This window comes from Paenibacillus sp. PsM32, assembly GCF_030433815.1.
GTDB classification, from domain to species: Bacteria; Bacillota; Bacilli; order Paenibacillales; family Paenibacillaceae; genus Saccharibacillus; species Saccharibacillus kyungheensis.
In genome coordinates this window covers 104,994-128,266 of record NZ_JARUWY010000010.1, presented here as the reverse complement: position 1 = coordinate 128,266, position 23,273 = coordinate 104,994, and the positions used below count along the sequence as shown (strand labels likewise).

The following is a 23,273-nucleotide window of genomic DNA, read 5'->3' as shown; positions in this document are numbered from 1 at the left end:
CACTTTATCTATATACTAGATGTAGTGGATTTTGGATATACATTTCTATTAGATACCGTTTACGATTCGTTGGGCTCGTATATTTCCCTGACGTATTACTTCTTGCTCATCTATAGTGATTAATTGGCGTTGTCTCATCAATATTTGTCCATTTACGATAGTTGTATCTACATCTGCCCCATTTGCGCTATACGCAAGTAAAGAAACAATATGATGGACAGGCTGTAAATGAGGTTGACGCAAATTAATCAAAATCATATCTGCTTTTTTGCCTACTTCTAATGTACCTGTTTCATGATCAATCGCTAATAATTTGGCACTTTCTATAGTCGCCATTTGCAATGACTGGTACGCAGGCAATACAGTTGGATCGCCATAGTCTAATTTTTGTAACCATGTGGCTGCTTTGATCTCCTGAAACATATCCAGTGTTGTAGCACTTCCTGCTCCATCTGTACCTAATCCTACCGTAATCCCCTGTTTCATCATTTCGGTAACTGGGGCAATACCACATCCCAATTTCAAATTACTCACCGGATTATGAATAACCCCTCCACGTATTCCTTTTAAATATTGAATATCTCGTTTGGTCAAATGAACACTATGTGCTAATATCACATGCAATTGCTCAAATAATCCTAGCTCATATAGATATTGTGTCGGTGTCTGCTCATAACGTTCACGCATCGTGATTACTTCTTCTTTGGTCTCAGCAAGATGAATATGAATCGGTAACTGATACTGCTTCGCGAGTTCTATCACTTCTAGCAATGAATCCGGTGGACACGTATAGGGTGCATGCGGGCCGAACATAGTGGTGATACGCCCATCTGCTTGTCCATGCCATTGTTCTACCAGTTCTATCGCTTCTCGAATACGTGCATCTTGATCATCGTCATGAAAGACCAATCCGCGTGTTAACGAGGCTCTCATACCGACTTCCTCTACAGCTTGAGCAATCTGATTCATATGCATATACATATCGGCAAAAGTTGTTGTACCCGAACGAATCATTTCAGCCATCGACAATTTGCTTCCCCAATAGATATCTTCTGGAGTCATTTGCGCTTCAGCAGGGAACATTTTCTTTTCTAACCAATCCATTAATTTGAGATCATCAGAAAATCCTTTTAACAAATTCATCGGTGTATGTTGATGTGCATTGATCAAGCCTGGCATCGTCACCATATCAGTACCGTCAATAAGCTGTACATCGTCATGATTTATCTGTTCTAGAATGATAGGATCGATCGCTTGCTGATCTTTGTGAATAATATGCTCTATTCGATCGTTATGAATCACAATATCACCGAGAAAAGGGGCTTCTTCTTTATTCATCGTCAAAATCGTAGTATTGCAAATATGGATACGCATTATTTTTTGCCTCCTGTATAATAAGATCATAAGCTCTGTTCTTACCATACACATTGACGTAACGTTAAGGTCAACAACAAAAAATCTTATCCCAATCTGAGTTAGATTAGAATAAGACTTTACTTTTTAATATCGCTAGATCTTTATTGTAAGTTGGAGATTGCTGTTTTTGCGATCTATAATATATCGTAACGCAAATAGCCGTAAAGCAAACAAAGATTATGATTCCAATCTAAATCCGCCGCCATCTCCTTGAGCTTCATTAAAGTCTACCGAGAAGCCAACTTCTGTTCCACTTCCCACTTGTTTGATATTCCATTGTTCAAAAGTTCTAGAATTGCTCCAACCTGATGATTCTGCTAACCATGTATACGATATCTCGGAAAAGTTTTTAAGTATATATTCACAAGTCAGCCCTGAACCATAGACTCCAATATGATATTCATTGCCTAATTCTTTGAAGGTATCAATAATCTTTTGAAAATAGTGATGAACAAACTCGCTTAGATCTGTTGGTGACGCATCAAAATCGACTGCAAAATAAATCGTAGAACCTTGCGGCTGTCCAATCGTATGTTTGGCATAATTGTAGGCAGATGTAGCATCACTTTCTCCGACTTCTTGTGAGAAATACGATACCGATGTTGGATATCCATTTTCCCAAACAGCTACAATATACAACCCTGCTTGAGTTAGCGCTTGAGCTTCAGTCTTTGTTAGATTTTTGTGAGGATTATTCTGATTGTAATATCTAGCAATAAAATGATATCCGGCTTGCTTTAGCTCTAATGCTTTTTCTTCGCATAACGACTCTGTATCAATACCTTTGTCTGTTGGACGTTCTTCAGCTGGATTCATTGAGATGTATCCCCTTTTTGATCAGATAGTGTACCAAAAACAAAAAGTACTTGTTAATATGGAGATTGTAACATTTTTCCAGTTAGAGTTACACTATTATAAATGAAGGATTTTTTAATCATGACTTCTACCTCAAAATAGTATATGTAATAAAAAAGCAGTTCTCACCTGATGTGAAAACTGCTACAGTCTATGACCCTATTCTATATTGCTTATATAATCGATTCACCAATTTCTAACAATGGAACTTCGATCTTCACTGTATCTGGATATTTAATACCTGCTCCTGTATTCAACACGACTACTGATTCATCACGACCAATCCAGCCTTGTTCAGCCAATCGTTTAGCCGCGGCAAATGTAGCTGCACCTTCAGGGCACACAAACGCCCCTTCATATTCAGCGATATGTTGTTGCTCTTCTAGCAGTTCTTGATCTGAAATAGCAATCGCCATACCGTCTGTCTCATACAATGCACGCAATACTAGAAAATCACCAAGTGCTTTGGGAACATTAATCCCAAAAGCAACCGTCGTTGATTGCTCCCAGAATTCAGAGCGTTCTTTCTTTTCTTCCCATGCTTTGACAATCGGGGCGCATCCTTCGGCTTGAACAGCAACCAATCGCGGTAATTTGCCTGCTAACCAGCCGATTTCTTTCAGTTCTTGTAACGCTTTGTAAATACCGATCAGACCGACACCGCCACCAGTTGGATACAGAATAACATCTGGCATTGCCCAGCCTAGTTGTTCTGCTATTTCTAACCCCATCGTTTTTTTACCTTCGATCCGATAAGGTTCTTTGAGTGTAGATGCATCGTAAATCTGATCGTGTTTTACCTTTTCTGCAACCATTTTACCGGCGTCACTAATCAATCCATTGACCAAAAATAACTCTGCACCAGACAAAGACACTTCAGTGCGAGTAATAGAAGGAGCATCTTGAGGCATGACAATCGTTGCTTTGATCCCTGCGCGAGCCGCATACAGCGCCCATGCCGCCCCTGCATTACCATTCGTTGGCATCGCAAATTGCTGGACACCTAACTCTTTAGCTTTGGAAATACCTACTGCCGCTCCTCTTGCTTTGAAGCTTCCTGTTGGAATCAAACTTTCATCTTTCATATATAAATGAGTCAGTCCATAACGTTCACCTAACTTGGGCATAGGAAGTAAAGGAGTCATTCCTTCTCCTAACGTGATGACATGATCTTCATGCTGTACAGGTAATAATTCATGATAACGCCATAGATCAGGATTGCGTTCTCGAATAGCAGATCGTTTCACTTCATTACGGACACGTTCTAGATCATACCGTACTAATAGTGGTGAACCACAGGTACAAAGTTGTTGGATTTTATTTGCATCATACGTTGTATCACATACCGGACATTCCAAATGAGAAACATAACTGTACGTCATCATGGATTCCTGCTTCCTGTTATAATTTGCAAATCAATACTACAAATCATAACAGTTCTTCTCCGGCTTTGCCAATTAATCTGACATGTTAACTTGGTTATTACATATGAATAAGAACTGTATATCTTTGTCTCGATTTTAATCTGCACCCTATATCATTTAAGCTTGCAATTGCTTGAATTCACTAGGACTGATGCCATAATATCGTTTAAATATTTTGCTAAAATGTTCAGGAGATTCATATCCTACACGTTCTGCCACTTCATATCTACGTAGATCTGTTTCTAACAATAAATTGCGACTCTCTTCCATACGTAGCTTGATCACATATTCCCATAGATTAAAGCCTGTATTTTTTTTGAACAAATAGCTTAAATAATTAGGGCTGACATGATTTTTTTTGGCTACATCATGAATAGTTAACCCTTTTTGTCCATAACACTTTTCGATATAAGCTTTGACCTGAGATACGATCAGATTATACGGATTCTTTCCTTTGTTCTCTTCTATTACTGCTGTTGGCTCACTGACTTCATGCTTTTTCCAGTACATATCTCCATAATAAAAGACATGATGATCTGGATATTGAGTATGCCACATTAATGCCCGGTGAGCTTGTATATTTAATTGATTGATAAATTCGTTTCCTTTCAAAATCTGACTGATCCCTATCACATTGGGAATATGCAAATAGTTATTAATATGGTTATGCAATAACTGCCCCAATTGATTCAATTGACGAATCTTATGATGCCATCCTTGAAGATATGATGTCTCATCCCATTGCATAATCATATTAACTTCACATTCATCTGTCTCGAAAATAACGCTATTCCACTGATTGTGTACCAATTCGACTGCCAGATTCATTACCGCATAATTGAGCAAATAGTGATCGGCTACCGTGAGAGCGACCTGATTTGAAGTAAGCGGTTGATACTGAATTTTGATCATAGCGTAATAAGGACCATGCAATCCTAACGATTGATATACCGATTCTTCTTGAGGTATATAAGCATGTGGAGCAAATAACTGATTTAGCTTGATATGATTTTGAATCGTATGTCGTTGCATCTGAAAATGATTGCCTTGAGCCCAATGAGTATGTTCAATCGCTGGTCTAGCGATATTAACATGCAACAATACTTCTCGCACCGAATCTAGAAACGGCTCAAGCTCAAGCGGTTTGATTAAGTAATTTTTGACACCCAGACGGATAGCTGCCTGTGCATATTCAAATGTATTATGTGTTGAAACAACTATTATTTCGATAGAAGGTTTGATCAATTTCACCTGTTGCATATCGTCTATTCCATTCAAGCCTGCTACTTCAAGATCGGTAATTAGTAGATCAATATCGTATTCACGAATATAATCCAATCCCTGCAAAAATGTAGTTGCCGAAAAAATATGTTGGATATTCAGCCCGGAATGTAATAATAAAGGACTTATTGTTGCGATCATCTCTTGATCATCATCTAGCATCAGAATGTTATACAAGTATGTATCCTCCTCAGATGTAAGATCTATACACATATCCATAATATACCAGAAGTTTAAGCGCTTTAACATACTTAAAAATAAAATAATCAAAATAGGAATCATAATTCATTATAAATCCTATTATCACATCACTTATACCAACAAAAATACCAATAAAAAAAGACTAAAGCTTCTGCCTTAGTCTTTTTGTCTCTCTACTATATAATGCTACTTATACTGTTACATTCACTGAAGCTTTTGATTCAAGCATTTTATTTTTTTCTTCGAATTTTTTATTGTGTGAAGATACATAAGCTTGACTGTAGGCTTCTGGTTCTAAATATTTTTTAGCACTATTTACAGCGGCTGCTCCTTCGACGAATGTACCTGCAATTAAGTATAATTTATTTGTGTATTCAATTAAGTCTCCAGCAGTAAAAATACCGGGTTGAGTCGTTTGACGCTTCTCATCAATAATCGGACGTCCATTTTCATTGACTTCTATTCCCCAGTGAAGTAGCGGGCTAAGATCACCGATCATTCCATGATTGACGATAACTGCATCTACAGGCAGATGACGTACTTCGCCTGTCTCTACATGGGTGATTGTAATCTCATCAATCTGAGTTCCATTATGACTTTGAACAGCTGTTAAGCCATAAGGTGTTAGTACTTCTTTACAGTTCTGCTTCATCGTTACTACACTTTTCTCGTGTCCGCCAAACTCATGACGACGATGCACTACTGTTAGACTAGCTGCAATTGGTTGTAGCGCATTTGCCCAATCTACCGCAGAATCTCCACCGCCAGAGATAACAACATGCTTGCCTGCAAAAATATTTAATTCTTGGACAGTATAATGAAGATTGGTTACTTCATAACGATCTGCACCTTCAATTTCTAATTTGCGCATCGTTGGAATACCATGTCCCATCGCCAAAATAATCGTTTTACTATAGTGCTGTTCCCCTGTTGCCGCTGTAAGCAACCAATTGCCATCTTCTAGCCGCTCCACACCTGCTATTTTCTGATTGAGAACGACAGTTGGCTCAAATGTCATTGCTTGTTGAATCAAGTTTTCGATCAGTTGTGCTCCACTTAAAGGTGGAAGTCCGCCTACATCCCAAATCATTTTCTCAGGATAAATTAAGATTTTCCCACCTAATTGCGGATTGTATTCGATAATCTTGGTCTTCATATCTCTCATTCCACTATAAAAAGCACTATATAATCCTGCGGGTCCACCGCCTATAATCGTCACATCATATAACTCTAATGCAGTTGTCACAACAGTCACTCTCCTATTTGATAAGTTATTCTTTATAATCTTAATTGATAATGATTATCATTATAGATTAGAAAATGAACGGTTTCAATACTATCTAGAAAATAGATACAATTTCAGCTTTTTATTTTTAATATGATTTTATTTGAAAATAATAAATAACTAGAATTGTGGTAGTTAGCAGAATTGTAAGCGATTAAATGTAACAACAATGGTTATATCCATTTTGCCATATCAATTATATTCAGCTATAGTCTAGTAAGTATGTAAGTATGTAAGTATAAAGAAGTAGATTACAGATAGGATGGGTTTGTGAATGAGAGATAAAGTTGTTATCCCGTTGTGGGCAGCTGGTATTTTTCTAGTTGTTATGAACACAACGATGTTCAATGTTTCTTTACCGCGTATTCTTGCTGATTTACATATTAGCTCTTCGCTCGGTTCATGGCTAATTTCAGGATATTCGATCGTGTTTGCTTTATCGGTTGTTATTTTCAGTCGCTTATCTGACTGGTATCCTGTACGTAAATTGTTAATGGTAGGCATACTGCTATTAGTTGCTTCATGTGTAATCGGATTTACCGCAAATAATTTCCCAATGGCGATGTTAGCTCGTATTTTGCAAGCTGCTGGTGCAGGGCCGATGCAAGGATTAGGGCTTGTACTTGCCACACGTTATGTGCCTAATGATCGACGAGGCAAATCGATTTCTCTTATTGCAGCAGGTGGTTCACTTGCTTTTGGTATAGGCCCTGTATTGGGTGGATTTCTAACAGATAGTCTGGGATGGAATTCGTTGTTTTTGGTCACAGGATTAATTGTTTTGCTTGTACCTGCTTATTGGAAAATGCTTCCTTCTGAAAAGGAATTCTCTTTCAAAAAAGATCAGAAGTTCGATATTGTTGGAGCAGGATTATTGGTGATCGTTATCCCGTCTCTACTATTAAGTATTGGTCGCTTATCATGGGTGAACTTATTGATCGCTATTGTAGCTTTTATCGTATTGGTCTTTCATTTACGCCGATCTTCCAATCCGTTTATTTTACCCGAACTGTTCCGTAATACCGCTTATCGTAAAATGCTCTTTATGTCATTTTGCTGTTTTGCGATCAATCTAGGTATGGTTTTTCTAATCCCATTAGTGCTTAATCAGGTATTCGGTCAATCAGCTTCATTTAGCGGATTAATGATCTTCCCGGGTGCTATATTATCAGCGATTATGACGCCTATTATCGGTCGCTGGATCGATCAGTATGGTAACTATCGGTTATCTTTTATCGGTTATATCATTATGGTGGTTACATTTGCTGGATTAATCGGATTTCTCACCTTCTCACCTTATGTATTGATGGCTGCTTATATGTTGCTAGCTTCTTCGTTCTCAGCCGTAGGCGCTTCTCTACAAAATGAAGTATCTCGTATGCTTCCACGCAAGCAATTATCATCAGGTGTAGGTGTTTTCCAATTGACTCAATTTTTTGGTGGTGCTACAGCAACAGCTGTTTTCGGATTATTAATTGCTCGCAATCCGTTCGAGTCGTCTTCAGGAATTTACCGTATGAATTATGTAGTGTTGTTAACGATGACGGTATTGTCGCTAATCATGTTAATCTGGTATATGCGTAGTAAACCTGTAGAACCTGCCGATCATCATATCAAAATTTAGTTTGGTACCAGTTACATTTTATACAATACGTACTGCCAGTATAGCTGGATACCCAGCTTTTATTGGCAGTTTTTCTTTTTATAGTGTGTAATATCTTATTTTTTGGTATGCTGAATGGTGAACTCTATTACATAGTTAAGGTGGGAAACGGTGAATGTCTATTTTATCGCATCTTTCCTGGATTTTTATTGCGATTAATATCTTTTTCGCTCTTTTTATTGTGTTTTTGGAAAGACGCAATATTGGGGCTACATGGGCATGGCTAATGATACTGGTCTTTTTACCGGTGGTTGGGTTTATTGTCTATTTATTTTTTGGTCAGAATTTGAGTCGGGTCAAAAAATTTAGATTGCGCAAAGAATTCAGGTCGATTATTGAATCCGTTGTAGAAGATCAGCGTCAAGAATTTCATTCCAGAAGTTTCTCGTTTAATGATCCTTCAATCGGTCGTTATCATGAATTAGTGCATATGAATTTGATTAGTAATTATGCGCTGTATACACAGGATAATGCTGTTCGTATTTTTGCAGATGGTAATGAAAAGTTTGATGCTTTATTTGAAGATATTGCTAACGCCAAGCAGTATATTCATATCCAGTATTATATTATTCAGCGGGATGAATTGGGTCGTAAGTTAATTGATGCCCTTACAGCCAAAGCGCGCGAAGGTGTTACTGTACGATTGATTTATGACGCGTGGGGCAGTTCCAAAGTTAACAAAAAATTCATCCATGAATTACGTGAAGCTGGCGGTCAAGCTGCTGCCTTTTTCCCACCTAGTATTCCCAAAGTTAATTTTAAATTAAATTATCGAAATCATCGCAAATTAGTCATTATTGATGGAGATTGTGGTTATATCGGTGGCTTCAATGTGGGCGATGAATATCTAGGCAAAGTCAAACGATTCGGGTACTGGCGTGATACTCATTTACGTGTAGAAGGCTCGTCTATTTTGCAAATGCAGACTCACTTTTTGCGAGATTGGCATTTAGCACTGAATACTCCAATGTCTGAAGATTATTCACTATTTGCTGTAACCAAGCCATTTACTGGTAAGATTGGAATGCAGATTGTATCCAGTGGCCCGGATAGCAGCTTGGAGACGATTAAGTATTCGTATATCAAAATGATCTATGAAGCCAAAAAAAGTATTATGATTCAGACACCGTATTTTATACCGGATGAAAGTATGATTACTGCGCTCAAAGCGGCAATGCTTTCCGGTGTTCAAGTGCATCTCATGATCCCCAAAAAACCAGATCATCAAATGGTCTACTGGGCTTCTTACTCGTATTTGCGTGAATTGTTAGAACTGAATGTTAGTTGTTATCTGTATGAAAAAGGATTTCTGCATGCCAAAACGATGGTGATTGATGGTACGATTGCTTCGGTCGGTACAGCCAATATGGATATTCGTAGTTATAAGCTGAACTTTGAAGTGAATGCGATTGTCTATGATAGCGAAACAGCGACCAAGCTAGAAGAACTCTTTTTACAAGATATCTTGGATAGCAAAGTTCTTACACTGGCTGATTATGAGAATCGTCCACTGTATCAACGGATGCTTGAATCGTTCGCTCGTCTGCTTTCCCCGATATTATAAATAACTAAAAACTCGCTACTGCCTGAATTCTTGTTGTGAAAGAATATTCCGGTTAAATAGCGAGTTTTTTTAATTTAATAATTTGATTTAATCCGTAGACTGATAGTTTTTCCAATCTTTAGCACGCTTCTGTAAACGATCAAGATTTTCATCAAAATCTGCCTAATAATCTACAGCACGATCCCATAGTTTTGTAGCCTTTTCCAATTATAGAAGCACTCCATATGATCTTTGTATTCATTGTGTTCCCCTTTAGAGTAAGTATTTTATTGTACAAATTAACTATTATGTTAGATAAATCTATGATTATTATTCTAATATCAATTATTAATATTTTCTATTCAATAGATCACATTTATTTTGATTGACAGTTTGTACCCTCCATATTATGATTCAGAATAATATTTCTCATAAAACCTATAGGATTTATGTAATTAATTGGAGGGGATTAAGAATGTTACCATTTTCTACAGCATTTTTACAAAAGTCAGTTGTTCGTAAATCAGTTATTGCCTGGACACTTGCTGTCTCTGTTGTCGCTTCACCTGTGTTATACAGCAGTACCAGTTATGCAGCTACTGCGGTTGTCGCACAGCATGAGGTCAGCGCTTCGGAATACTCACAATTTTTGCAATCCAAATTCAATATTTCAGTAGCGAACGGGATTAGTCGTGGGCAGTATATCCAAGACCTTGCTACAGCACTTCAATTAACTCCAGAAAAGTCGGATGCTACATTTACTGATGTACCATCTAACCATAAGCTATATAAAGCAGCTACAGCTTTATATGAGAATGGTATCCTCTCCAGTACTACTGTTCATCCTAATCAAAAGTTAGACGCACGTACCGCTGTTTATTTCGCTGTCAAAGCAGCTGGTCTCAAGGAACTGGCGTATACATATCCTCCGGCTAAAGTAAAAACTGCACTTGCCAAGCTGGCGATCAAACCAACTTCTGTATCGACCCAAACAGGTCAAGAACTGGCTGTAGCTGTAGACAGTGGTTTATTGCCGAAATCTCTGTATAAAGCTGTAACTGCATCACAATCTACTTCTCCGTCACCTGTATTTGTAGAGACATTGCTTGGACAGGTGTTGCAATTTAAAGGGCAATACAAACACTATCTCGGTTACACCAGTGATGATGATATCTATGCCAAATTGCAAGATGCTTATAACACGTCACGTTTAATTCAAGCACCAGAATTGCAAGAATTAGCGAACAAAGCGTTAGAAGAAAACTTGGTGACTGGTTACAATGTCAAAGATAGCCGTTATGAAGCTAATTTTATAGACGCACTGTCTCTAAATTACGGTCATGATGATATCAAACATGCGGTTCAATTGATTGGTTTGTTACGTAGTGAAGGGATCTCTGCCAAAGTACAATTTGAACCGAAAACATCTGCATTTATTTATTTGAAAGAATGGGGCGAGCCTAAATCAACTGAGGATTATCATGTGTCTCAGATCGCTAATGGCAACTATATCGCTAATGCTAAAGAATATGATTTGGCTTTTGAATTTGCTAATAGTGCTGACAAAAACAAATTCCAAAAAGTCATTCTAGCTTATGCGAAAAAAGATAGTGAAGATCAAAAAGGTCTGATCTATAACTCTTGGTGGCAACCGCTCTACTATTCTCAGACAGCAATCAAAGACTATGACGTGATTAGCAATAACAAAATCACTCAAGGCAATTATTATGTACAATCATTCTCTTTGAAAGAAAAATCTGCTGATGTGGCTGCTGGCTTCAAAGCGCTTGATCCTTCGCTCAAAGTGGATAGTTATCAATTCTGGGTAGATGGGCCATTCTTCAATTATTTGAACGGAGATTCTAAGTAATCACGTTTTTGCGATTTGTAATATGGTGTAACGATCATCCTGTAAACATTGTGCGATTTAAGGTATCATTTATATCTATACGTTTTTAATAAAAAACTGCCACTTATGCGTAATCAATAATGTGGCGGTTTTTTGTTTGCTTTTATCATTAAGATTAGTTAGTTTTTGATACGTGCAGGAGCGTAATAGTGAATTATTTATGTTATGTATCTCGGGTGATTTTATTTTGGTTTTATTATTATGAATTTTTCATATGGTGAAATAATTTTTATAGTGTTGTAAATATATATTCCCCCTTAAAATTGTGATTTATTCATCTGATCAATTTGTTCATACTAAAAAAGCCTCAAACTATAAATACCACTTTCTCACGAGCAAAGTGATATCTACAATTCCAGACTTTTCATATATAATATTTCGATATTTACAAGTTTATTTCCAACATCAATTGGCAAAATGACTATTAGAATAGTACTTTTCTCAACTATTATTTAATATGATATCCATTTCAATGTTGAATAATGTTGTATATCGTTACGTTCGCACATAGATTAGTTCTCGCTGTATATCGTTATTAAGATATCCTACAATGTTATCTACCGCATCTTTATAAAAGCATTTGTAATTATCATCGGATACATAACCAATATGCGGTGTTGCTAATACATTGTGTAATTTGCGTAATATATGATCTGACGGTAAAGGCTCTGTATCAAATACATCTAATCCAGCTCCTGCAATCGTCCCATCTTGTAATGCTTCGATCATTGCAGTCTGATCGACAATGCCTGCACGTGAAGTATTGATCAAGTATGCAGAAGGCTTCATCAAAGCTAATTCGGATTTTCCTATTATTCGGCGTGTGCGATCACTAAGTACCAGATGGATCGATAGAAAGTCGCTTTCAGCTAATAGTTCTTCTTTGGAAGCTGCCAATTGCACATGAGCCGCCTCTGCTCGTTCAGCTGTTAGATTTTCACTCCATGCCAGAATATTCATTCCCATCGCTTGTCCGATCGTAGCCATTTGTTGCCCGATTTTACCTAATCCCAATAGCCCTAATGTTTTTCCTTGTAATCCGATTCCAATCGTACTTTGCCATGCTCCATTGTTGCGAAACGATTCATTTTCCTGGATCAAATGACGGGACAATCCTAAAATAAGCGCCCATGTTAATTCAGTCGGTGCAGCTCCTTTTCCTCGTGTTCCGCAGACTGTAATTCCTAATTTCCCTGCTGCTTTGAGGTCAATCGAAGCGTTGCGCATGCCTGTAGTAATCAGCAGTTTAAGATTAGGCAATTTACGAAGTACATCTTCTGGAAACTTCGTCCGTTCACGCATAATAACTAGAATTTCATAATCCTGAATCGCTTCAATCAATTCATTTCGATCTTCAAAATATTCGTGATAACTATCAATATTCACTTGCGATTCGATTACTGACCAATCTGCCATCTGCTCGGCAACATGCTGGTAATCATCAAGAATGGCGCAGTTCAGCTTCATCGTCTAGTACTCCTTTGGTTATTCTATAGAATGATCAGAATACTTTTCAATTTTTCCAACTTTCCATGATCCATCTTTTTCTAAATCCATACTGATGATCCATTCTTTTATTACTTCTCCATAAACTTTGTTGCTGTTTTCATCCCATCCTTTTACATCTACAGAAGTAACTTCAGTAGTTAGCATAGCTTGCTTTTTACTAATATACCACACTGTTGAATGATTAACTTTTATGTTTTTTCCATAATTTTCGCTATTACGATACAATTGATTTTGGATATATATTTTATAATCTTCTTTATGTCCGGGGCGTTTAGCATAGTCTTTTAAATAATTTACATAGGAAGTGGAACGTGAAGATAAATACTTTGTAAAATTCTGATCATTATACGATTGAATAAAACGTTCGAATCCATTCTCGATTTTTGAAATCATTTTCTTTTGATTCGATTGAGTATTTTTTTTTATAGAGATAGCTGTCTCTGGAATATAACCAACATATTCACTCCCATAACTCCTCAGCACTTTCCAACCTTCTCCACGATCTAGTAATGTTAATTTAGTGCTTATTTTTTTAACAAGAACATTAGATTCTATTGTTCCTTCTACATAAATAATTGCTTTGTTTTTTTGAATATAATCCACTTTGTAAATATTAGGCTTGATATTCCATACAAAATCATTAAAAAAAGGAAGGATCTTATAAAATACTTTTTTTTGCATATCTTGATCCAAAATAGAAGGGTCTGGATAACGACTTCCATCTCCATAATAGCTTTTCAGTACTTTATAGAAGTCTGGCTGATCATGTTTTTCCCACGTTTTTATACTAAGATGCTTTTCTGAACTACTATAATCAGAATAACAATTTAATCCTTTTAAAACACTAAGAATTGGCAAATAAAGTGTATCGTTTATCATGTCTCCTTCCACAGGAAACCCAGTCCATTCTGCATTAGAGGGAACTATTCCTGTTTTGTCGATATTAATATAAAATATTGAATCATCGGTATATAAAGTATAGTACTTAAACTCTTGATTATAGCTTGTTTTAAAATCAAATTTTTGGAGGATATCCTTCAAAGGTAACATCAAATATCCATCTTTAGTGTATCCTATCTGTTTTTTAATTAATTCCCCATCGAAGTCTACAGATACTTCAATCATTTTTTGAGAAGATCCTTCAGCACTAATTTGATTATTTTGTAAGCATAGTAACATACTCATAATCAAACCAATGCTTATTATTTTAGTAAACTTTAACATCATACTTATTTCCCCTTTTGATTTCCTTTTCTATTTCATTTATATATTGTATTGCTAACTTGTTAACTGTCTTGTTATATTTTTAATTATTTTATTGTTATAAACTATTTTGAATTTTTCATTTATTGATATTATCTTATGTGTAAATGTTCTTTTTTATATAATTTTGTATTTATTCTGATAAATCTTTTTAAATTTAATCTTGACCTTTCACGATTACACTCCTATAATCAGGAATCAATAACACATCCCAACTTATATCAGGCTTTGACCAAAGACATGATTCACGTTATGCGCTGCCCAGAGAGAAAAGCGATTGCTGAGAGCTTTTTCAGTCGACAAATGTGTAATTACCCCTTTGTAGCCGTATGATTGAACCGATAATGCATTGTGATTATCTTATTAGATCGTACCGCCTAATCCCCGTTAATGGATTCCAATGAGGACTGTTCTCTGCATGATTATAGCGTATTTAGCTATTTCTACAGAGAGGTCAAATTAGGGTGGAACCACGAGCCAAGCGCACTCGTCCCTTTCTGGGACAGTGTGCTTTTTTGCGCTTACATTCTAATACGTTGGAGGAATCTATCATGTCTATTCACATTTCTTTACCTGACGGCTCCATCCGTTCTGTAGATTCACCTGTATCCATTGCTGAGTTCGCATCCTCGATCAGTACAAGTCTTGGTAAGCAAGCCATCGCCGGCAAGATCAATAACAAGCTGGTTGATCTCAATACTATAATTGATCAAGACTGTGCTGCTCAGATCATCACTCTGGACGATCCAGAAGGTTTGGCTATGTATCGTCATAGTACTGCTCACCTGATGGCACAAGCCATTAAGCGTCTATACGGTGATCAACAAGTAAAGCTTGGTATTGGCCCTGTTATTGCAGATGGATTTTATTATGATATCGATATTGCTAACCCTTTATCTGTAGAACAATTGCATGATATTGAGAAAGAAATGCACAAGATTATCAACGAGAACCTGCCTATTGTCCGTAAAGTGATTAGTCGTGCAGAAGCGATAGCTACTTTTACAGACATCCATGATCCTTATAAATTAGAACTAATTCACGATCTACCGCTAGATGCAGAAATTTCAATCTATAAGCAAGGCGAATTTTTCGATCTTTGTCGTGGGCCTCATCTTCCTTCTACTGGCAAAATCAAAGTTTTCAAATTGTTACATGTTGCTGGTGCATACTGGCGTGGTGATTCTAATCGGAAAATGCTACAACGTATCTATGGCACAGCTTTTCCGAAAAAAGCTCAATTAGATGAACATCTTCATATGCTAGAAGAAGCCAAAAAACGTGATCACCGCAAATTAGGCAAAGAACTCGATTTGTTTATGTTTTCAGAAGAAGCACCGGGGATGCCATTTTACTTGCCTAAAGGAATGGCTTTGCGGACAGAACTGGAGAACTTTTCACGTGAGATGCAATTAAAAAATGGTTATCAAGAAGTGCGTACACCGCTCATGATGAATCAACGACTTTGGGAACAATCCGGTCACTGGGATCATTACAAAGATAATATGTATTTTGCTCCTGTTGATGCTGAAGCTTTTGCACTCAAACCGATGAACTGTCCCGGACATATGTTGATCTATAAAAACGATCTTCATTCTTATCGTGAACTTCCTATTCGTATGATGGAGTTCGGTCAGGTGCATCGGCACGAGTTCTCCGGTGCGCTTAACGGTATGATGCGTGTACGCACTTTCTGTCAGGATGATGCTCATATCTATGCTATGCCTCATCAGATTGAAGATGAGATCAATCAGGCAATGACACTTCTCGATGATATGTATAACGTATTTGGATTTGAATACAAAATCGAATTATCGACTCGTCCAGCAGATTATATGGGTGCAGATGAGTTGTGGGATCAGGCGGAACAAGCGCTAAGTAATGTTCTTGATCATCGCGGAATTGAGTATACACTTAATGAAGGTGATGGTGCTTTTTACGGTCCTAAAATTGATTTTCATATCCTAGATGCGCTCAAGCGTAGCTGGCAATGCGGTACAATCCAGCTTGATTTTCAAATGCCTGAAAAATTCGATCTTACTTATATAGGTGAAGACAATCTCAAGCATCGTCCGGTCGTGATTCACCGCGCGATCTACGGTTCGATCGATCGTTTTCTAGGTATTCTAACAGAGCACTATTCCGGTGCTTTCCCTGTCTGGTTAGCTCCTATACAGATCAAGTTGTTACCTGTATCTGAACATTACATTGATTATGCATTACAGGTGAAGCAACAATTAATGCAAGTCGGGATTCGTGTACAGATCGATATCCGTAACGAAAAGTTAGGATACAAAATGCGTGAAGCTCAAATGGAAAAGGTACCTTACATCTTAGTTGTGGGTGAAAATGAGAAAAATGCTCATAGCGCTTCTGTTCGTCAACATGGTGGTGCAGATCTAGGCGTTCTTTCTATAGAAGAAATTATTTCAACAATTATAGAGCAAAACACTGCTAAGTCTCATATTTAAAAAAATGAAACTTTTCTTCTTAATCTAATACCGAATAATTTTTATAAAAAATAAGATATTTACTCATTTTGTTAGCTGGTATCAATATTACTAATGTAATAGAAATTTAGCTCATATCGAATTTATACAGATATGAATCGAGCACACAATAATATACAACCTTTTTTAGCACTCAACTTTATTATCTGTTGTAATGGAGAATATCCTATTAGACCTTAATTTTTAAAAATTAGAAAGGAATTGGTACACCATGACTATTCGTTCTACAGAAACGATTCCTGTCTATTTAGACACTTTGCAATTGAACGCTTCGCAGTTTCGATATGAGCAAGTGAGTCATTCTATTCAAGATAAGACCCATCATCTGATCGCTTTTGATTTCATGATCACAGGCAACCAAGAGTATCACGATGTTACTTCTCATTTATACGGACAGACGTTTGATGTTAAAGTGCCTTCTCACGATCTTCATTTCAAAGGAAGTATTCATAACTATTCGACTTCTGTACCTAAGCTTGCAACAGAAGAAGATACGGTTAATGTGCATTTGGAACTGATCGAGATTCAAGAATAAGCGTTGTTCTATCGTCTCACTATCAAAAACCTTTATAAGGATTGAAGTGCTTATAGACTTCGATCAACTTATAAAGGTTTTTTTGCGCGTACTTTATGTTCTCTTTTATATGTACAAACTAACTTATTGTGATCTGATGTAACCATTTTTAAAACTATTTTGAAAATATCATTAAAATGTGAAACTTTTTACCTGTAGGTTACGTATTATATAGTATACCTAATCAAATTGTTTCAATTTTGGCTAAAATTCATTATTCTCATGGAAAACAAAGAATGTTTTTCACCTTTATGTCTGTTTTTCGTCTAAATGCGACAATTGACATAGACTTCTCATGGTGTCGTTCATCGGTTATTCATATTATAATGGTATAGTTACGAAAGATAAGAGCGTATAGGAAAATAATTGAATTGAGAAGCTATTCATTATTTATAACTGACAATAACTTACTTTCAGCAAAAATACACATGTATTTCAGAGAGGATCTAAATTATTATGAAAAAACTTACTTATTCTTTATCTGCTGCTTTATTAGCTCTTACAATTATCCCTTGGCAAGCAACTACAGCTAGTGCTGAAGAAGCTGTCGCTCCTGTGACTCCTTTTACAACTGAAATTACTGTACAAACTGAAGCTAACTTCACAAATGCAGCAACAGTTGATACTTTTATCAAACAAGCAGTACGTAACCATGTATCTGTAATCAATATGACTGTCAAACAAGATAGTGATGTTAATGGATCATCTGGTTATGCTTTCTATAACAGCGAATTAGTTAAAGAAGCTACTGGTTTTACTGAATTTGATGCACTGGCTGATGTGATCGAAGAAGCTCACCAATACGGCATCAAAGTTAATGCTGTTGTACCACAGTTCCAAGATAAAGCAGCTATTGATAAAAACTCATCTTGGCAAATGCGTACGATCAATGATAAAGGTAGATTTTCAGCTTACACTGGTAATAACGGAAGTACGTACTATGTAAATCCTTTTGAGCCAGATGTACAAACCTATGAACGTTCGATTATTAAAGAAGTTGTGACTAATTACAATGTAGATGGTGTAGTATTAAGCGGTTTGGATTTTGATACGGATCGTGTTGATATGAACAATTCTACTCGTAATGCTTTCCAATCTGCTAATGGATTTGATCCAGATACGATTGATTTTACCAAAAGCAACAGTAACAAATTAAATACTTGGAATACTTGGAAAGCAGAACAATTAGCAGCTTATGTAAAAAATGTTAATGAAGATATCGCAACGATCAAACCTGATCTAGCACTTGGTGTATTCACTGTTTCTCCTACATTAACAGGTACAAGCCAAGACATTTCATTATTCAAAGATAGTGTAGACTTTATTCTTCCTATCGCTGATTTTCAAACTTTAGGTTACTCTGCGGATTGGGTATACAGCAACAACGGTATCCTCAAAGCAACAGAAGCTAAATTAGCAACAACAACACCAAATGCTAAAACAACTACTGAAGAAAAAACAGCGATAACAGTGATTCCTTCATTAAATATTGAATTAAATACAGCTGATGTACAAAATATCTACAATGGTATGCGTACAAACACTCCAACTGTTACTTCTGTCAACTATGCAGTAAAAGGTCAATGGACTGACGCTATGTTCAGTAATGTTGGTGTTCGCAATACGTACTAAGTTACATTTTTAAATACTATAACTATAATCTTATACATGAAAATGAACTCCCTTCTACGGATAGGGAGTTTTTTCTGCTCTTTTGTTATATTTATCTTTTACAGGTATAATCTTTGACTGTTCTATAAAGAGTACTGTACTATTTGTATGATCGAATCAATATGGAAAGTAATTGTTTAACTATAAATAATTGTTATTCATTTCACTAACAATTATTATACGCACTAGAAAGAATACAAAGAATCTGGAGGAAACAAATATGAAAACAAGAACCAAAAAACGTGTCGTTATTGGTCTTATCTGTATTATCGCTGGTATTATTGGCTTAAGCGCTAATAATCTAGGTTTAGGTGGTAAACCAGATTCAATCGTACATAAACAGATGTGGGAATTACCTGTAGGTCAATTGAAAACATTACATATTAACTCAGCTTATGATGTTCAGGTGGATTTTGTAGCAAGTACAAATGGTAAAGATACTGTTCAATTTGAAGGTAAGCTGGATCGCCCGATTTTGAAACAATTACAACAGACTACTATTCAGAATGATACGTTACAACTTTCTTTAGAAGAAGTAACTTCTGGATTTAACTTTTTTCACTTTGATATTACACCTGCTATTCAACATATCACTGTGGCTTTAACCGATCCGGCTCAATTACAACAGTTTACTATGGACGTATCTTCTGCTCATACAACACTCAAAAATGTAGAAGCTACCAATATACAACTCCAGACCAGTTCAGGTGATGTGAAAGCTTATGATTTAAAAGGAACAACTCAATTAAGTACGTCCTCTGGCGATATTCGCTTAGAACACTGGCAAGGTTCTACTTTGCAACTATCATCAGGTTCTGGTGAAATTTATGCACAGCGCTTAGAGGGAGATGTAACGACTACAGCCAGCTCAGGCGATATTGAAATTCAACAATTAGGTGGCGAAGGGCATATCAATTCACAATCTGGTGATATATTGATCACTCTGCAAAAAGGAGCACGCAATGTAGAAGCTTCTGCTCAATCGGGTGATATTGAGATTCATACCAACCATCAATTTGAAGGTTCGTATGAAGCACATACCAATTCAGATGATGTTGAAGTTCCACCGAATAGCACTAACAGCCCCTATACGATCAAAGCAAATACTTCTTCTGGTGATATTGAGATCGAGTAACTAGTAAGTATTGTATAATAGATACACTATTTGTAAATTATTTATGTCTGCATCGATCGCTACGATTAACTTTCTCGATCGGCTACCACCAGAATATCCATATTGCGTGCATGTCGTAATACTTTTTTTAATAACGAATCTCTGCCCCATCTTTTCCAAGGTGGGGTACTTGTCTGTCCAAGAATCATCTGTGTTGCATGATGAGATTGTGCTTCTTCTACGATAGATTGTGCCAGACGTTGACGTAGCGGTTGATATTGAATCTCGAATTCTCCACCTAGACGTACTGTTAAATGGTGTAATTTATCTGCTTTATCCGCTATTGCACCTGCCAGCGAAAATTCGCTACCGATATGAATATACGACACAATCAATTTGGCTTTGAGCCGATAAGCAATACGGAATCCTCGCCGAATAAGACGCTCTGCTTCATGATCTAATTTGACACCTACAAAAATAATTTCTTCTCTTTGCCACGGTCCACGTAATGAATCTTTGCGTTCCCACGATTCTAATCGTTCATCGACATCATCGGCTACTTCTCGCAATGCCAATTCACGCAAAGCAATCAGATTTCCCATTTTAAAAAAGTTACTCAGTGCTTGTTCGACTTTGGATGACGCATAGATTTTGCCTTCTTGTAATCGCTGGCGTAACGTCTGTGGTGTTACATCGATTAACTCTACTTCATCTGCCAAATGCAAAATCGAATCCGGCACAGTCTCCCGTACACGAATCCCAGTGATTTGTTCAACAGCATCGTTCAAACTTTCCAGATGTTGAATATTAACAGTAGAAATGACGGAAATGCCTGCTGCTAGTAACTCTGTAATATCTTCATACCGTTTGCTATTACGACTACCTGGCACATTCGTATGAGCAAGTTCATCCACTAATACCACTTCTGGATTGCGTGCAATGATTTGCTCCACATCTAACTCTTCTAAATGATGATCACCATATTTGATAATTTGTCTGGAAAGTAAAGGCAAAGATGCGGCTTGGTCTGCGGTCTCTTGCCGTCCATGCGTTTCAAGTAATCCGATCACTACATCGATCCCTTGCCGACGTAATTCATTGCCTTCACGTAACATAGTGTATGTTTTGCCGACCCCTGGTGCAGCGCCTACATAGACTTTGAATGTTCCGCGCCGAATATGATCGATTTGACGGGCGATTTCTTCTGAAGGTAAACGGCGATACGAATCTTCTTTTTTAACAGCAGGTAATTTGGTTGTTTTCGCAGGTAAAATACGTTCGCCTTCTTGCTCGGCACGATCTGCCATCAAAAAAATATCAATATCACGTGTCATTAACAAGACTCCATTAATAACAGAGCGATTGATCCATTCTTGCCAGCGATTTTGGCGTGAATGTCCCATCACAATGCGTGTAACCTGATGCTCTTTGGCATAACGAACCACCTGTCTTGGCAGTCTGCGCTTGGAGATCATCGCAACTTCTTCAAATACTCCTCCGACTTGCGTAGATAACTCACGAATCGAACGCTTGAATGTTTCTTCTTCACGATTGAGTTTTCGTGCTTTATTTTGAAAAGAAACCACTAATAAATCTCCACTCAAACGACGGGCAATCTGTTGGCCACGCCGAATATAAATCGATCCATTCCAGTGATATTGTACAGACACCATAATACGCTCTGCTGTTCCTGTCGGGCCGGTCAGTCCCTGTTCTGCACGATGCTTTTCCAGTGTTCCACCGACCCCTTCAGCAACAGTACGTAATGCCAGTTCACGAAGTACAGCTAAATTTCCACGTTCAAAAAAAGCACGATCACTGCTATTATCCAAAAGACCAGCAGAATACCGTTGCAAAATGACTTCTGGGGTAACATCAATTAAGCGAACTTCGTCTGCTTGATGTAGTGTATCTGACGGTACAGTACATTCGACTTCACGACCTATATACTGCTGTGCCAATTGAGCAGAACCTTCCAGCTCATACACATTGACTGTAACCATTACACTGATTCCATGTTCTAATAAATAACGAATATCTTCCCACCGTGTCCGATGCTCTGCTTCAGGTCGATTCATATGAGCCAGATGATCCACTAATACCACTTCTGGATTGCGCTCAATAATTTTTTCCAGATTCAAATCTTTTTGTTCCCATGTCTGTCCTTGCTTATCTTCTTTGATCCAATGAATACTTGGAATGCGTTCTAGATCGCCTAATTGTTGCATCGTTTCCGGACGTTGTAATGTAGATACTGCACATATCACAACATCTATTCCTTCATGACGAAGCATCTGACCATCACGTAACATATGGTACGTTTTACCGGAGCCACTTACGGCTCCGATATATACCTTCAAACGTCCTTGCTTTAATTTGGTGATCATTTGTAACAATTCTTCAGGTGTTTTGCGGCGAAAAGTACTCATGATTTAGACAACTCTTGTTGAAGAGCCATATTCAGTTTTAGTACATTAACAGCAGGTTCTCCGAATATCCCCAACTGTCTGGACATCGTATTTTGTTGAACTAATGTTTGGAGCTGATCTGTGGATACACCGGTCAAATTACTGATTCTTGGTATCTGAGCAGTCGCTGCTTCAGGGCTAATATCAGGATCTAGTCCTGACCCTGAATTGGTAATCAGATCAACAGGTAATGAGGCTACAGGTACATCTGGATTTTGCTTTTGCCATGTGCTGACAGATTCTTGGAGACGTTTCAGTAATTCTGGATTAGACGGTGCAAAGTTGGGCGATCCTGATCCATTTGCATTGTAATCTATACTTGATATCCGTCCTTGAAAATATTGAGGTTCAGTGAATGCTTGTCCGACCAATGCTGAACCAACCACTTGATTGTTACTATTATAAATAAGACTGCCATCCGCTTGCTTGGACATAAATGCTTGCGCAATTCCTGTTACTGCTAATTGATAGACAACACAACAGAGCAGAAATAAAATAACGCTTGTTCGTAAAGTGATCCATACCGTTTTCATACCTGTTCTTTCCCTTCGGTTCTAAGTAGTAACGTATTGGTATTGATAGAAGCC

General features: G+C 37.3%; 16 protein-coding genes. 7 read left to right on the top strand and 9 right to left on the bottom strand.

From position 1 onward, the window contains the following. Nucleotides 1-48: 48 nt before the first annotated feature. The 5 genes from QCD85_RS18065 to QCD85_RS18045 form a co-directional block, all read right to left on the bottom strand. Nucleotides 49-1,374 (bottom strand): amidohydrolase, encoded by a 1,326-nt coding sequence (locus QCD85_RS18065; RefSeq protein ID WP_301263450.1) that lies wholly within the window; start codon nt 1,372-1,374, stop codon nt 49-51. A gap of 219 nt (nt 1,375-1,593) precedes the next feature. Continuing rightward, nucleotides 1,594-2,232, bottom strand: coding sequence for a DUF1906 domain-containing protein (locus QCD85_RS18060; protein ID WP_273616052.1), 639 nt, complete (start codon nt 2,230-2,232; stop codon nt 1,594-1,596). A gap of 212 nt (nt 2,233-2,444) precedes the next feature. Then, a complete protein-coding gene (locus QCD85_RS18055) occupies nt 2,445-3,653 on the bottom strand; it encodes a threonine synthase (protein ID WP_301263495.1) in 1,209 nt (402 codons plus the stop codon). Nucleotides 3,654-3,812: 159 nt separating this feature from the next. Beyond that, a complete protein-coding gene (locus QCD85_RS18050; protein ID WP_301263449.1) occupies nt 3,813-5,153 on the bottom strand; it encodes a response regulator transcription factor in 1,341 nt (446 codons plus the stop codon). A gap of 214 nt (nt 5,154-5,367) precedes the next feature. Beyond that, nucleotides 5,368-6,423: an NAD(P)/FAD-dependent oxidoreductase gene (locus QCD85_RS18045; RefSeq protein WP_301263448.1), complete on the bottom strand. Its 1,056-nt coding sequence runs from the start codon at nt 6,421-6,423 to the stop codon at nt 5,368-5,370. Nucleotides 6,424-6,736: 313 nt separating this feature from the next. Here QCD85_RS18045 and QCD85_RS18040 point away from each other — a divergent pair, with 313 nt between their 5' ends. From QCD85_RS18040 to QCD85_RS18030, 3 genes are all read left to right on the top strand, one after another. Beyond that, a complete protein-coding gene (locus tag QCD85_RS18040; protein WP_273616049.1) occupies nt 6,737-8,086 on the top strand; it encodes an MFS transporter in 1,350 nt (449 codons plus the stop codon). Nucleotides 8,087-8,240: 154 nt separating this feature from the next. Beyond that, the gene (cls, locus tag QCD85_RS18035; protein ID WP_273616048.1) at nt 8,241-9,689 is read left to right on the top strand and encodes a cardiolipin synthase; all 1,449 of its coding nucleotides are present in this window, start codon (nt 8,241-8,243) and stop codon (nt 9,687-9,689) included. Between the two features lie 454 nt (nt 9,690-10,143). Next, nucleotides 10,144-11,538 (top strand): hypothetical protein, encoded by a 1,395-nt coding sequence (locus tag QCD85_RS18030; protein WP_301263447.1) that lies wholly within the window; start codon nt 10,144-10,146, stop codon nt 11,536-11,538. Between the two features lie 534 nt (nt 11,539-12,072). On the opposite strand, the gene QCD85_RS18025 is transcribed toward QCD85_RS18030, so the two are convergent. Both QCD85_RS18025 and QCD85_RS18020 read right to left on the bottom strand, forming a co-directional pair. Continuing rightward, on the bottom strand, nt 12,073-13,044 hold the full coding sequence (locus QCD85_RS18025) for a D-2-hydroxyacid dehydrogenase family protein (protein WP_301263446.1): 972 nt from the start codon (nt 13,042-13,044) through the stop codon (nt 12,073-12,075). 18 nt (nt 13,045-13,062) lie between these two features. After that, nucleotides 13,063-14,313 carry a stalk domain-containing protein gene (locus QCD85_RS18020; RefSeq protein ID WP_301263445.1) on the bottom strand — a complete coding sequence of 417 codons (1,251 nt, stop codon included), beginning with the start codon at nt 14,311-14,313 and terminating at the stop codon, nt 13,063-13,065. Between the two features lie 587 nt (nt 14,314-14,900). Here QCD85_RS18020 and thrS point away from each other — a divergent pair. The 4 genes from thrS to QCD85_RS18000 all read left to right on the top strand — a co-directional run bounded on the left by thrS (nt 14,901) and on the right by QCD85_RS18000 (nt 20,239). After that, nucleotides 14,901-16,820, top strand: a complete 1,920-nt coding sequence (gene thrS / locus QCD85_RS18015; RefSeq protein WP_301263444.1) for a threonine--tRNA ligase — start codon at nt 14,901-14,903, stop codon at nt 16,818-16,820. Between the two features lie 250 nt (nt 16,821-17,070). Continuing rightward, complete coding sequence (locus QCD85_RS18010; protein WP_301263443.1) at nt 17,071-17,394, top strand: DUF3219 family protein; 324 nt, start codon at nt 17,071-17,073, stop codon at nt 17,392-17,394. A 495-nt stretch (nt 17,395-17,889) separates the two neighbouring features. Then, nucleotides 17,890-19,065, top strand: coding sequence for a family 10 glycosylhydrolase (locus tag QCD85_RS18005; RefSeq protein ID WP_301263442.1), 1,176 nt, complete (start codon nt 17,890-17,892; stop codon nt 19,063-19,065). 259 nt (nt 19,066-19,324) lie between these two features. After that, nucleotides 19,325-20,239, top strand: coding sequence for a DUF4097 family beta strand repeat-containing protein (locus QCD85_RS18000; protein WP_301263441.1), 915 nt, complete (start codon nt 19,325-19,327; stop codon nt 20,237-20,239). A 65-nt stretch (nt 20,240-20,304) separates the two neighbouring features. Here the strand turns inward: QCD85_RS18000 and QCD85_RS17995 are convergent, their stop codons facing one another. Together QCD85_RS17995 and kdpC are read right to left on the bottom strand one after the other, a co-directional pair. Next, nucleotides 20,305-22,647, bottom strand: a complete 2,343-nt coding sequence (locus QCD85_RS17995; RefSeq protein ID WP_301263440.1) for a histidine kinase — start codon at nt 22,645-22,647, stop codon at nt 20,305-20,307. Beyond that, on the bottom strand, nt 22,644-23,219 hold the full coding sequence (kdpC, locus tag QCD85_RS17990; protein WP_301263439.1) for a potassium-transporting ATPase subunit KdpC: 576 nt from the start codon (nt 23,217-23,219) through the stop codon (nt 22,644-22,646). Before kdpC ends, QCD85_RS17995 begins: the two co-directional genes overlap by 4 nt. Between the last annotated feature and the right edge of the window lie 54 nt (nt 23,220-23,273).

What these genes read in the sequence shown, in the direction of transcription:
- QCD85_RS18065 (WP_301263450.1), bottom strand. Translation starts at nt 1,374, where the DNA reads ATGCGTATCCATATTTGCAATACTACGATTTTGACGATGAATAAAGAA.
- QCD85_RS18060 (WP_273616052.1), bottom strand. Translation starts at nt 2,232, where the DNA reads ATGAATCCAGCTGAAGAACGTCCAACAGACAAAGGTATTGATACAGAG.
- QCD85_RS18055 (WP_301263495.1), bottom strand. Translation starts at nt 3,653, where the DNA reads ATGACGTACAGTTATGTTTCTCATTTGGAATGTCCGGTATGTGATACA.
- QCD85_RS18040 (WP_273616049.1), top strand. Translation starts at nt 6,737, where the DNA reads ATGAGAGATAAAGTTGTTATCCCGTTGTGGGCAGCTGGTATTTTTCTA.
- cls (WP_273616048.1), top strand. Translation starts at nt 8,241, where the DNA reads ATGTCTATTTTATCGCATCTTTCCTGGATTTTTATTGCGATTAATATC.
- QCD85_RS18030 (WP_301263447.1), top strand. Translation starts at nt 10,144, where the DNA reads ATGTTACCATTTTCTACAGCATTTTTACAAAAGTCAGTTGTTCGTAAA.
- QCD85_RS18025 (WP_301263446.1), bottom strand. Translation starts at nt 13,044, where the DNA reads ATGAAGCTGAACTGCGCCATTCTTGATGATTACCAGCATGTTGCCGAG.
- QCD85_RS18020 (WP_301263445.1), bottom strand. Translation starts at nt 14,313, where the DNA reads ATGATGTTAAAGTTTACTAAAATAATAAGCATTGGTTTGATTATGAGT.
- thrS (WP_301263444.1), top strand. Translation starts at nt 14,901, where the DNA reads ATGTCTATTCACATTTCTTTACCTGACGGCTCCATCCGTTCTGTAGAT.
- QCD85_RS18010 (WP_301263443.1), top strand. Translation starts at nt 17,071, where the DNA reads ATGACTATTCGTTCTACAGAAACGATTCCTGTCTATTTAGACACTTTG.
- QCD85_RS18005 (WP_301263442.1), top strand. Translation starts at nt 17,890, where the DNA reads ATGAAAAAACTTACTTATTCTTTATCTGCTGCTTTATTAGCTCTTACA.
- QCD85_RS18000 (WP_301263441.1), top strand. Translation starts at nt 19,325, where the DNA reads ATGAAAACAAGAACCAAAAAACGTGTCGTTATTGGTCTTATCTGTATT.
- QCD85_RS17995 (WP_301263440.1), bottom strand. Translation starts at nt 22,647, where the DNA reads ATGAGTACTTTTCGCCGCAAAACACCTGAAGAATTGTTACAAATGATC.
- kdpC (WP_301263439.1), bottom strand. Translation starts at nt 23,219, where the DNA reads ATGAAAACGGTATGGATCACTTTACGAACAAGCGTTATTTTATTTCTG.